The following is a 12110-nucleotide window of genomic DNA, read 5'->3' on the forward strand; positions in this document are numbered from 1 at the left end:
ACCGGTGGGGGGTGGCGTGGGGGGTGCTGGTGGCCGCCGGCCCGGATCGGGGAAGGACGGGCGTCAGGAGGCCTTGGCGAGCGTCCAGTTCTGGTAGCCCTGGTCGTTGCGCTGCTGGAGTTCCAGCAGTCGGCCGCCGTAGTACTCGCGGTTGCTGATGCCCAGCACCAGCCGCGAGCCCTGCGGCTGGAGGACGTACGAGCCGTCGCCCGCGGCGATCAGCCGCCACTTCTGGGCGGCCGTGCCGTCACAGGACCGCTGGGCGACGTACTGGCCGGCCACGGCCCGCCCGTCGGTGCCCGGCTGGAGGCACTTGCCGGACTGCACGGACTTGAGGCGCAGCGCGCCGCCGCCCGCGTCCTCGAACGTCCACTGCTGGTTGGCGTAGCCGTGCCGCTGGTAGGCGATGGCGACGGTGCCGTCGGCGGAGGAGCTGCCCCACAGGTCGGCGGCCTGTCCGGTCAATCCGTTGACCAGCACGTACTTGCCGCCGGGCCGGGTCGTGCCGGTGGTCGCCGCGAGGGTGCGGAAGGACGCGGCGCGGCCGGGCGCGGAGACCTTGCCCTGCCCGTCGCGCACGGCGACGGCGACCTTGTGGGCGGTGTCGGGCGTGAGCCGGGTGATCCGCAGGGCGGTGCCCTTGACGTCGGCCAGCTTCCTGCCGTCGAGGACCAGCTCGTAGCCGGTGGCCCCGGTGACCGGGTTCCAGCCGACGAGCGCGGAGTCCGGGCCGATCTGGGTCACCTGGACGTCGGGTCCGGTGGACGGGCGCGTCGGCCCGGACGTGGGCCCGGTGGTGGGGGTGGAGCTGGGGCTGGGCGAGGGGTCGGGGTTCTTGCCGCCGCCCGCGATGAGGAAGCGGTTGTTGGCGATGTTCCAGTGGGTGGCCAGATAGCTGCCCGGGCTCGGGTTGGTGTGGAAGTAGTCGTCGTGGTGGCAGTCCAGGCGCTGGTCGCCGGCGCGGTCGGGGCAGAGGATCTGCATCTGCGGGTAGTTGGGCGCGTCCGAGTAGCACATGATGTCCCACTCGTCGACGCAGTGCCCGGCGCGGCTGGTGTGCGGGGCGCTGTTGTTGACGGCGCCGAGGTTGTGGCCCAGTTCGTGGGCGGGGGTGCTGCCGCCCCAGCAGCCGGAGTCGGTACGGCCGTAGGAGGGGCCGAAGTTGCTCATGTTGTCCTGGCCGGGGCGCTCGTCACCGTTGAAGGTGCCTATGCCGCAGTAGACCTGGGTGTCCGCGAAGATCATGTACTTGCGGTCGCGGCGGTTGAAGCCCTTGGCGGCCAGCGCGTCGTTCGTCGCGCCGAACTCCTGGAGGGCGCCCGCGGACAGCTCGACGTTCAGGACGGACGCGGTGCAGTCGGACTCGGTGACGTAGCGGACGTGCCGTTCGCCGCCGGTCTCCTGGGCGCTCGCGTTGTAGATGAGGTCGGTCTCCGACGCCCACTGCTTGAACGAGGCGGCGTACTGGGCGAAGCGGTCCCGGCCGGGCGCGTGGGCGTACAGCACCTGGACGCGGTTGCCGCTCGCGCCGTCGCCCTCGCAGACCACGCGGGAGCCGGACGGGGCCTGCGGCGTGCTCGTACCGGAGCCGGGGGCGGCCGGGGCCGCCAGGCCGCCGGTGCGGGCGTCGAGGACGGGCTGGGCGCCGCGCAGCGCCTCGGCGGCCGAGGGGGCCCGGCCGCCGTCCCCGGCCGGGTCCGTGGACCCGGAGGCGGTGGCGCGGGCCACCGGCGCGGTGTCCTTGGTGATGTCGACGTCCTTGGGCGGCGCGTCCGGGCCGTGGGTGCACAGGCGCGCGGAGGAGACGCGGTAGACGCCGGCGCAGCGGTCGCCCTTGGGGGCGGGTTCGAGGCCGTCGTAGACCATGCCGCGCGAGGTGTCGGACTTGGGCGTGGTGGTGAGGGGGGCGGGGGGTGCCTGGTGCTGCGGCGCGGCGGCGGGCACGATCGCGGCGTCGGCGAGCGGGGCCTCGACGTCCGGCGCGGGGCCGGTGCCGGAGCCGAGGGCGAGGAACCCGGCGGCGACGGTGGCGGCCGCGATCGTCGCGGCCGCCGTGAGTATCAGTGGTCGTCGTCCGTTCTTCTTCCGACGGTGGGTGGTACCGCGTCTTTCGCGTGCGGGCTTGGAGCGCATGGATGATCCCAACGGTCGTGGAGGGTGTGACGCGAACCGCGCGACGGGCGCGCGGAAGTTCGGTGGGTGGGGGGTGTACGGCGGCGGCTCAGCGGGCGGCGACGACCGGCGTCCAGTGCTGCGGCGAACCGGCGACGAAGGTGACGCCGACGCCGAGTTCGGTCAGCGAGCAGTCGCGGACGACGTCGTGGCGGACCGCGCCGCGCGTCCACACGGTCATCGCTCCGGCGACGTCGGACCGCCCGGCCGAGACCGCGCCCGCGAGACTCCAGCGGTGCCCGGGGGCCGCCTTCTCCTGCTCCCGGGAGACGTCGACGCGGCCGCGTACCGCCAGCTCGTCGGCGCCGCGCCGGGCGACGACGACCAGCTCGGCGCTGGCGCGCAGCGGCCCGCAACCGGCCTTGGCCCGTTCGTCGTTGACCTGGCGCTCGACGTCCCTGGCGGCTTCGTCCTGCTGACCGGTGCCGTTGCCGGGCGTGGTCGCGGGCGCCGGGGTACGGACCGGGGTGGTGGTGCGGGCGGACGGGGCCGCTGAGGGGGTGCGGGCGGGCTGTCGTACGACGGGGCGGTGGGCGGGCGCGGACGCGGGCGTGGGCGTGGCGGTACGGGCCGCCGGGGAGGACGCGGAGGGGGCGGGCGTGGGCGGCGAAGGGAGCTCGGTCCGCAGGGAAGTGAGCGGAAGCACCACGTTCTCCGCGCCCCGGCCCTGGCTTCCGTCGCGCGTCGCGCTGCCGTCCGGCGCGGGGGCGAGGTAGCGGTATCCGCCCAGGACACCGACCGCGACGGTGACGGCCAGGGCGGCGACGGTGACGACCGCACGGACACCGGGCCGACGGCGTACAGCCGGGGCGGGCGCCCCCGAGGACGTACCGGAGGACGTACCGGGGGCCGCCCCTCCCGCGCCGCCCGAGACACCGCCCGACACACCGGCCGTGGCGCAGGCGACGGGCTGAACGCCCGGCATCACGGCGGCGAATCGATCCAGCAGGGCGGCGCTCACCGGGACGAGCCCGAGGCCCGCGAGCAGTCCCTCGGCGGGTATGAGCGCGGTCCAGTGGCCGCCGCACTCGGCGCAGCCGCGCGTGTGCCGGGCGATGCGCTTGCGCCACAGCGGGGACGGTGTGCCGTCCCAGATGCCGACGATGCCCGCGAGTTCCGGGCAGCGCGGGGTCGTGGCCAGGGCCCGTACGACGGCCCGGGCGGTCTCCAGCTGGAGCTTGGTGCGCTGGATGCGTACGGCGGTGTGCTGCGGCGTGAGCTCCAGCGCCGCGGCGACCTCGGCCCGGGTCAGCTCGCCCGTCGCCTCCAGCCACCACAGGGACAGCGCGGCCCGCTCGTCGTCGTCGAGCCAGCGGGTGGCCTCGGCGACCTGCCGGCGCTGTCCCTCCAGCCCGAGCCGGAGGATCGTCAGCTCGACGAAGTCGGCGCCGGGATCGGAGAGGTGGCACGCCTCCTGGAGCCCGCCCACGGGGGCGTCCTGCTGTCTGCGCCAGTGGCCGCGGATCCGGTTCATGGCGATCGCGACGAGCCAGGACCGGAAGCGTGAGGCGTCACGCAGCCCGGAGAGACCGCCCACCATCCGGATCATGGTCTCCTGGACCACGTCGTCGACGTCCGCGTGGCCCTTCAGCGCCCTGCCGACGATGTTGTAGACCAGCGGCAGGCAGGCTGCCACGAGTTCGCCCTGCGCACCCGCGTCCCCGGCCCGCGCCGCCTCGACCACCCCGGTCACACTCTTCACAGTCACGCCTTGCCACCTCGTTTCTGCCCGCCATTCCTGGCGTTCCGATGCATGGGAGACCTGAGGTAACAGGGGGCATAACGAAAACTGGTCCAACTTTTCGGCCACCACTTCGGCACCGCCCGATCACGGCGGCACGGGGGCACGGGGGCTGACAGGGGTGGCGGGCACGACAAAGGCCCAGGGCGGAGACGTGCTCCGGCCTGGGCCTGTGTGCGCCGCTGGCGCGAGGTACTGCCAGTGCCCCCGGGCAGATTCGAACTGCCGACACCCGCTTTAGGAGAGCGGTGCTCTATCCCCTGAGCTACGGAGGCGGGGCGTGAGCGCGTCCGCCGACGCCCGCGGACACCCGTGGGGGCCGCGCGGCCTGCGAGGACGCTCGACGGACAGGTTAGCGGATCGGCGTGCGGCCGGTCAGTGGGCCATCAGGCGTAGTCGTCCGCCGGCGGGCGGCGGGTGACCAGGACGCGCCAGTTCCCGGCCCGGTCCTGGCCGAGGACGTCGACGGTGACACCGGCCGCCGTGCAGCGCTGGCCGGCGCGGTAGGGGGCGTCGGTCAGGGGCGGGCTCACATTGGGGTCGGTGGTCAGACAGCCCCGGCTGCCCGGGGTCGCGTCGGAGGCGCGCACGGGGGCGCCGCCCGAGGGCAGGTCGGATGCGACGGTCGTGACGAGGACGCCGGGGCGGCAGACGGCGTGGTCGAGGCGGCCCGGGGCGCGGGCCTCCAGGGTGATCGCGCGGGTCGGGGAGAGGGGGATCACGGCGAGCTTGGGGCCGCCCGGCACCGAGGTGGGGCTCAGCGTCAGCATCCGGCGGCCGGGCCGGGACACGCAGTGGACCTGCGAGGGGGCCAGCCAGCCCAGCTTCCACTTGTGCCAGGCGAGGAAGTCGTTCGAGGGTCCCCAGTCCTCGTCCATGGGGTCCCAGTGGCCCACGGGGGTGCGCGGCATCCGGTTCTGGTCGCCGCGGTAGAGGTCGGGGAGGCCGAAGCTGTGGGCGTTCTCGTGGTTGAGGACGCGGTAGGGGCTGTCACCGGTCTGCCGGCTCCAGATGAAGGACACGTTCCGGATGGGTGCGCCATTGCGGGAGGTCAGTCCCGTGGCGGCGCCCGCGAAGGTCACCGAGCGGACGTCCTGGACGGCGGGCGGACCGGCCTCCGGCGTGGCCACCACGTTGATCAGGTCGTAGCGCCGGAAGTCGACCCGGCTTCCGACGGCGGCCAGGATCTCCCGGGTGATCGCGTAGTAGCCGTCGTCCCGGTTGGGGTCGAAGGTCGCGCCGCGCGTGATGCCGTACGAGCGGTACGGGCGGGACATGCGGATCCAGCGCGGCCAGGGCGTGGAGCGGTAGTCGAGCCGCCCGTAGGAGCTGACGCGGTAGTAGTCGGAGACGGCCGGGAAGAACTCGGCGTACCGCCCCCGCGCGCTCGTCCTCGCGGGGGCGTCCGGGAAGTCGATGAGGAAGGTGGCGGCCCGTACGACGCCGCTGGACCGGGCGTACCCGCGCGGGGTGCGGGCCGCTTCGGAGACGTGCCGGGTGACGGTGCGCAGCGCGCACGGGCCGCTGGGCGGTCTGCCCCCGCCCCGGAGGCCGGCGGCCGTCCGTCCGGCGGCGGACGGGTCGCCGGCCGGGTCGCGAGCCGTTCCGTCCGTGGTGGCCGCGCGGGCGGCTGCCGCGGCCCCGCCACCGGCGGCCGTGCCCCCGGCCTCCCCCGCCCGCGCGGGCAGCGGCGCGGTGAGGGCGCCCACCGTGGCCGCCGCGACCAGGATGACCAGGGGTCTCATGCCGCCTCGCCTTCATCCCGCCGTCGTCATCTCGTCGTACTCATCACTCACCCTGTGCCCGGTGAGTGGTCCCACGCGCCTTGGACTGCGGCAGACGGGGAGCGGAATCCCGCCATCCGGGGGTGTGATTCACGCCATACGGAGCCCTGAAATATCCGGGGAGGTTCTCCCCGTTTAAGTGAGCGTTCCTGCCAAACGGGGAGTCGCTCCCCGCATAGTCATTCCTCACGGAAGGAGGGCACGGCCTTGGCCACAGCCCCGCAGCCCCGTCTGCGCGCCGACGCCCTGCGCAACCGCGAGCGGATCGTCGCGGCCGCCCGCGAGGCCCTCGTCGAGCACGGGGCCGATTCCTCACTCGATGAAATCGCTCGACGTGCCGGGGTCGGCAATGCCACGCTGTACAGGCACTTCGCGGACCGCCGCGAGCTGATCCACCATGTCACCCTCTCCGTCATGGCCCGTATCGCCGACCGGGCGGAGGCGGCGCTAGCGGAGGAGCCCGATGCTTTCCACGCGCTGAGGCGCTTCGTCCACGCCGCGGCGGACGAGCGGATCGGGGCCCTGTGTCCCCTGCTCGCCGAGGGCGTCGACAAGAGCCACCCCGACCATGTCGAGGCCCGCGACCGGCTGGAGAGCGTCATCGAGGCGCTGATGGCCGCCGCCCGCGCGTCCGGTCAGCTCCGCGCCGACATCGGCATCGGTGACCTGATGGTGGCCATCACCCAGCTCACCAGACCGCTGCCCGACACCGGCTGCCATGACTTCGGCCAGTTCGTCCACCGTCATCTCCAGCTGTTCCTGGACGGCCTGATGAACCCGGCCCGGTCGGAACTCCCCGGTATGCCCGCCACCTTGGCGGACCTGCGCCGGAAGTTCCCCTCGGCAGCGGACTCGGCCGCCGGTCCGTCCACCGGGGACGCACCCCGCCCGTAGCAGCACGCGCGGCCCGCGCACCAGGCAGGCCCACGACCCACCGCACCCACCATTACCGCTAGGTAGGCCCCACCCATGCCAGAACTCCGCACCGAAGCCGACCCGAGGCGCTGGAAAGCGCTGATATTCATCGCCCTGGCCCAGCTGATGGTCGTCCTCGACGCGACCATCGTGAACATCGCGCTGCCCTCCGCCCAGGCCGACCTGGGCATCTCGGACGGCAACCGGCAGTGGGTCATCACCGCCTACGCCCTCGCCTTCGGCGGACTGCTCCTCTTCGGCGGCCGGATCTCCGACCTGTGGGGCCGCAAGCGCGCGTTCGTCACCGGCCTGATCGGCTTCGCGGCCGCCTCCGCGCTCGGCGGCGCCGCGGTCAACACCGGCATGCTGCTGGGCGCCCGCGCCCTCCAGGGCGTCTTCGGCGCGCTGCTCGCCCCGGCGGCCCTGTCGCTGCTCGCCGTGCTCTTCACCGAGGCGAAGGAGCGCGCCAAGGCGTTCGGCGTCTTCGGTGCCATCGCGGGTGCCGGTGGTGGTGTCGGCCTGATCCTCGGCGGTCTGTTCACCGAATACCTCAACTGGCGCTGGACGTTCTTCGTGAACATCCCCTTCGCCATCGTCGCCGCCGCCGGCGCGATCTCCGTGATCCGTGAGCCCGCCGAGGGCCGCAACCCCTCGAAGCTGGACATCCCCGGTGTCATCCTGGCCACCCTCGGCCTGGTCTCCCTGGTCTACGGCTTCACGCGCGCCGAGTCCGACGGCTGGTCCTCGGGCATGACGATCGGTCTGTTCGCCGCGGCTGCCGTGCTGCTGGGCGTCTTCCTGCTCGTCGAGCGCACGGTGAAGGCCCCGCTGATGCCGCTGCGCGTGCTCACCGACCGCAACCGCGGCGGTGTCTACATCTCCCTGGGCCTGGCCGCCATCGCGATGTTCGGCCTGTTCCTCTTCCTGACCTACTACCTCCAGATCGTCCGCGGCTTCTCGCCGGTCAAGACCGGTCTCGCGTTCCTGCCGATGATCGCCATGATGATCACCGGTTCCACGCAGATCGGCACCCGCCTGATGACCCGCGTCCCGGCGCGCTGGCTGATGGGCCCCGGCTTCCTGCTCGCGGCGGCCGGCATGGTCCTGCTCACCCAGATCGACCTGGACACCTCCTACGCCACGGTGGTCCTGCCCGGTCTGATGATGATGGGCCTCGGCATGGGCACCGCCTTCATGCCCGCCATGAGCCTGGCCACCCACGGCGTCCAGCCGCGTGACGCGGGCGTCGCCTCGGCCATGGTCAACACCTCGCAGCAGGTCGGCGGCGCCATCGGCACCGCACTGCTCAACACCATCGCCGCCAGCGCCACCACGGACTACTTCAAGTCCCACATGGCCGGCGCCACCAACCAGAAGATCCTCACCTTCCAGTCGATGGTGCACGGCTACTCCACCGCCGTCTGGTGGGCGGTCGGCATCCTGTCGCTCTCCGCGCTGGTCGCCGTCGTCTTCGTCAACGCCAACCCGGGCGGCCCCGCCGCCTCCTCGGCGGACGGCGAGACGGCCGAGGACGCGATCCCGGTGATGGCCCACTGAGGCCGTGAACGCCACGGTGAACGCCACGTGCGAAGGGCCCCCGCCGAGGGAATCGGCGGGGGCCCTTCACGCGTACGGGCCACGCCCCGGGCGGCTCCGGATCAGCGCAGCCAGGGCAGGTCCGCGCCCTCCGGCTGGAGCCCGGCGGCGATGATCCCGCACACCTCGCCGAACCGGGCGATCTGCTCGGGCGTCAGCCGGTCGAAGACCGCGCCCCGGACCGCCTCCACATGCCCCGGCGCGGACCGCCGCAACATCTCGAAGCCGGCGTCCGTCAGCACGGCCAGCTGCCCGCGCTTGTCCGACGGGCACTCCTCGCGCCGCACCCAGCCGCTCTTCTCCAGTCTGGTGATCGCGTGCGAGAGCCGGGACCGGGTGATCTTCGCGCTCTGCGCCAGCTCGGTCATCCGCATCCGGCGCCGCGGCGCCTCCGAGAGCTGGACCAGCAGGCCGTAGTAGACGTGCGGCATGCCGGCGTCGCGCTGGAGCTGCCGGTCGAGATGGTCCTCCAGCAGTGTGGCGGCGTGCTGGTACGCCCGCCAGGCCTCCTGCTCGGCGTCGGTGAGCCAGCGGGGCCCGTCGGCGTCCTTCGGGCCCTCCGGGGGTCGGTTCGTCATGACATCCACTGTTTCACTCGCGGGTTCCCTCCGGTACGACGACCAGCCATTGCTTGAAGCTTAAATAATAAAGTTGTAAGGTCGGGGACCAGGCAAAAGCTTGATGTTTCAAGTACAGCGAAATCGGAGGCTGTCATGCCGGCACCCGGGCGCATGCCCGCCCTCTACCTCTCCCACGGCGCGCCGCCCCTCGCGGACGATCCCATATGGCCGGGCCAGCTCGCCGCCTGGGCCGCGGACCTGCCCCGGCCCACGGCGATCCTCATGATCTCCGCCCACTGGGAGGAGGCGCCCCTGGCGCTGGGCGCCACCGAGACCGTGCCTCTGGTCCACGACTTCTGGGGCTTCCCCGAGCACTACTACCGCGTCCGGTACACGGCACCGGGCGCCCCTGCCCTCGCGGACCGGGTCCGCCGCACCCTGCGGGGCGCCGGTACGCCCGTACAGGACCTGCCCGACCGGGGGCTGGACCACGGGGCGTACGTCCCGCTCGTCGAGATGTACCCCGGCGCGGACATCCCCGTTCTCCAGATGTCCCTGCCCACCCTCGACCCGGCGCGGCTGCTGGAGATCGGCCGGCGGCTCGCCCCGCTGCGCGACGAGGGCGTCCTGATCATCGGCAGCGGCTTCTTCACCCACAACCTCGCCGCCCTCCGTCACGCCGGCTCCGGCCCGCCCGGCTGGTCGGCGGAGTTCGACGCGTGGGGCCGCGAGGCCCTGGCGGCGGAGGACGTGGACGCGCTCCTCGACTTCGAGCACAGGGCCCCGGCCGGCCGGCTGGCCCACCCCCGTACCGAACACTTCGCACCGCTGTTCGTGGCGATGGGCGCGGCGGGCGACGACCTCGGCGCGCAGCGCAGCGTCATCGACGGCTTCTGGGGCGGGCTAGCGAAGCGGTCGGTGCAGTTCGGGTAGTCCGGGCGGTTCGGGTAGCCCGGGTACGCGACCGGACCGGGCACAGGATGTCGGGTCCGGCAGGGTGGTCCCTTCCTAACGTGAGTGATCGAAAGGGAAGGAGTCCGGGGTGATACTGGAACGGCTGAACCAGGCGCTGGAGCACATCGAGTCACATCTCGACCAGCCCATCGACGTGGCCGACCTCGCGCGCGTCGCGGTGACATCGGAGTACCACTTCCGACGGCTGTTCTCCGCGCTGGCGGGCATCCCGCTGTCGGAGTACATCCGCCACAGGCGGCTGACCGTCGCGGGCGCCGAAGTGCTCGCCGGCGAACGGACGCTGCTGGACGTCGCGACACGCTACGGCTACGGCTCGGCGGAAGCCTTCGCCCGGGCGTTCCGTGCCCTCCACGGCGTGGGCCCGGGCGAGGCCCGGCGAACGGGCGCGACGCTGCGCTCCCGGCCCCGGATGTCCTTCCGCCTCATCGTCGAAGGGAACAGCAGTATGCGATACCGAATCGTGGAGAAGGACGAGTTCCGCGTGGCCGGAAAGAAGGCCCGCGTCCCGCTCGTCCACGAGGGGGTCAACCCGGCGATAGCCGAGTTCATCCGGGGCATCGGGAAGGAGACGCAGGGGCGTATCGCCGCGCTGTCCGACCAGGACCCGGCGGGCATCGTCTCGGTGAGCGTCCTGCTCGACCAGAGCCGCGCGGAGGGCACCGAACTCGACTACTACCACGGCGTGGTGACGCGTGCCGAGGTGCCCGAGGACCTTGACACGCTGGCCGTCCCGGCGGGCACGTGGGCCGTCTTCGAGAACTCCGGCCCGTTCCCGCAGTCGCTCCAGTACTTGTGGCGGGACGTGTTCACGCAGTGGTTCCCCTCCAACCCGTACGAGAGCCGGCCGGGGCCCGAGATCCTGCGGGTGCGCCCGTCGGAGGACGGCACGCGGGCGGACGCGGAGCTGTGGATTCCGGTGGCGCGGTCCGCCACGCCTGTGGCCCGCGACTAATGGCGTTACCAATGGCATGACTAGTAGAGGGCTTCGCCCATCGGGGAGCCGTCGCCGACGATGTAGGCACGGATCGACGCCAGATACGCGGCACGGCCGACCCGGCCGTCGCCGTCGGTGTCGAGCGCGTCGAACGCGGCGGCGGCGTTCCCCGGCGAGTTGTTCAGCGCGGTACGAAGCGACGTGAACTCGGCCTTGTCCAGCGCACCGTCCCCGTCGGCATCGGCGAGATCGAACAGCGAGCCGAGCGCGAACCGGCAGATGTGGTCGAACTTGTCGGCGCCCACCCATGCGTCGTACTCGTCGAAGGTCAGCTTCCCGTCGCCGTTCGCGTCCATCGCCGCCCAGGCCTTCCGGCCTTCGGCACGGGCGGTGGCGACGAGCGGATCGTCCTCCGCGCGCCCGGTGGCCCGGACGGTCCGGTCGATCCGGGAGAGGTAGTCGTACGCCGTGATGGCCCCGTCCCCGTCCGCGTCCATCATGGCGAAGACGCGTGTTCGCGCGGCGGTGGCGGCGTCGGTCGCGTCGGTCGCGTCGGTCATGTCGGTCACGTCGGCCGTGGACCCCACTCGGATCTCCTCCTGCTGTTCGGCAAGGACTCGTGGGCGTTCCCTACCCGGCGCGTTCCGCGTGCCATGCGCTCGGAGGCGAGCGGGTGGGGCCCGGCGGGAGGGGCGGCGCGCACTGGCGGTGCGCGGGGCCGGGCGCGCGCTGGTGGTGCGCTACGAGACGCCTGGGCAGTGAGCGCCTCTGGGGGTAGGCAAAGGCCGGTAATGGGTCGGTAGCGGTGCAGAACGTTCTGGAGGGCATGTGTTCGGTAGGCGCGGTACGGCAGTGGCGCTGGGTTCCCTGCTGCTCGTGGGCTCGACGGTGGTGTGGGCACCGGCCGGTCTGGCCGGGACGGGCGAGGGCGGTGACAGTGGCGGACGCTGGGGCATCACCTGCACTGGCAGCAGCACGAGCCACTACGACCCACCCCTCACCCTCGCGCCCCAGCCGTCCCATGTCCACGCGGACATCACCTACACCTGCACCGTCGCCCCCGGCCACACCGTCCCGGCCACCGGCTCCTTCGACGCGGATCTGCCGACGGCGTCCTGCGTCTCACTCTCCGGCGGGGGCGGAACGGAGACCGTCCGATACGACGACGGCGGCGGCCGGTCGCTGATCGTCTACGACAGCGCCCCGCGCGTACGTGCCGCGGGCGCCCTGCTCCTCGAACAGTCGGGCCGGGTCACGGAGGGACGCGGCAAGGGACACCGCGTCCGGCGAACCGTCGCCGGACCGCCCCGCGAACTCCCCACGGGCTGCCTCACGTCCGGTCTCGGGGGCGGCGGCTACGCGGTTCAGCTGGAGATCCAGCCGTAGTCGCTCTCGGGGCACGGCCGCGCCCCGCCACCACACGGTTCGGGGCG

At 72.8% G+C, this 12110-nt stretch carries 10 protein-coding genes and 1 tRNA gene; 5 read left to right on the forward strand and 6 right to left on the reverse strand.

The genetic code is table 11. The features are described 5' to 3' along the window. Positions 1-63: 63 nt before the first annotated feature. The 4 genes from AB0E98_RS12920 to AB0E98_RS12935 form a co-directional block, all read right to left on the reverse strand. A complete protein-coding gene (locus AB0E98_RS12920) occupies positions 64-2133 on the reverse strand; it encodes an RICIN domain-containing protein (protein WP_361701724.1) in 2070 nt (689 codons plus the stop codon). 88 nt (positions 2134-2221) lie between these two features. Then, complete coding sequence (locus AB0E98_RS12925) at positions 2222-3880, reverse strand: sigma-70 family RNA polymerase sigma factor (RefSeq protein WP_361701725.1); 1659 nt, start codon at positions 3878-3880, stop codon at positions 2222-2224. Between the two features lie 235 nt (positions 3881-4115). Beyond that, positions 4116-4188: transfer RNA gene (locus AB0E98_RS12930), tRNA-Arg, on the reverse strand. Between the two features lie 111 nt (positions 4189-4299). Next, positions 4300-5658 (reverse strand): M6 family metalloprotease domain-containing protein, encoded by a 1359-nt coding sequence (locus tag AB0E98_RS12935; RefSeq protein ID WP_361701726.1) that lies wholly within the window; start codon positions 5656-5658, stop codon positions 4300-4302. Between the two features lie 246 nt (positions 5659-5904). On the opposite strand from AB0E98_RS12935, the gene AB0E98_RS12940 reads away from it, so the two are divergent. Beyond that, positions 5905-6591, forward strand: a complete 687-nt coding sequence (locus tag AB0E98_RS12940; protein ID WP_361701727.1) for a TetR/AcrR family transcriptional regulator — start codon at positions 5905-5907, stop codon at positions 6589-6591. 75 nt (positions 6592-6666) lie between these two features. Next, positions 6667-8169, forward strand: a complete 1503-nt coding sequence (locus AB0E98_RS12945; protein ID WP_361701728.1) for an MFS transporter — start codon at positions 6667-6669, stop codon at positions 8167-8169. Positions 8170-8270: 101 nt separating this feature from the next. Here the strand turns inward: AB0E98_RS12945 and AB0E98_RS12950 are convergent, their stop codons facing one another. Continuing rightward, entirely contained in the window at positions 8271-8786 is a 516-nt protein-coding gene (locus AB0E98_RS12950) for a MarR family transcriptional regulator (protein WP_361701729.1), read from the reverse strand. 135 nt (positions 8787-8921) lie between these two features. Between AB0E98_RS12950 and AB0E98_RS12955 the strand changes: the two genes are divergently transcribed. Together AB0E98_RS12955 and AB0E98_RS12960 are read left to right on the forward strand one after the other, a co-directional pair. Continuing rightward, the gene (locus AB0E98_RS12955; RefSeq protein ID WP_361701731.1) at positions 8922-9701 is read left to right on the forward strand and encodes a class III extradiol ring-cleavage dioxygenase; all 780 of its coding nucleotides are present in this window, start codon (positions 8922-8924) and stop codon (positions 9699-9701) included. 112 nt (positions 9702-9813) lie between these two features. Next, a complete protein-coding gene (locus tag AB0E98_RS12960; protein WP_361702120.1) occupies positions 9814-10695 on the forward strand; it encodes an AraC family transcriptional regulator in 882 nt (293 codons plus the stop codon). A gap of 20 nt (positions 10696-10715) precedes the next feature. Here AB0E98_RS12960 and AB0E98_RS12965 read toward each other — a convergent pair whose 3' ends face one another. Then, the gene (locus tag AB0E98_RS12965) at positions 10716-11264 is read right to left on the reverse strand and encodes an EF-hand domain-containing protein (protein ID WP_361701733.1); all 549 of its coding nucleotides are present in this window, start codon (positions 11262-11264) and stop codon (positions 10716-10718) included. Between the two features lie 241 nt (positions 11265-11505). Between AB0E98_RS12965 and AB0E98_RS12970 the strand changes: the two genes are divergently transcribed. Then, entirely contained in the window at positions 11506-12063 is a 558-nt protein-coding gene (locus tag AB0E98_RS12970) for a hypothetical protein (protein ID WP_361701734.1), read from the forward strand. Positions 12064-12110: the final 47 nt, after the last annotated feature.

This window comes from Streptomyces sp. NPDC037389 (assembly GCF_040636475.1).
GTDB classification, from domain to species: domain Bacteria; phylum Actinomycetota; class Actinomycetes; order Streptomycetales; family Streptomycetaceae; genus Streptomyces; species Streptomyces hesseae.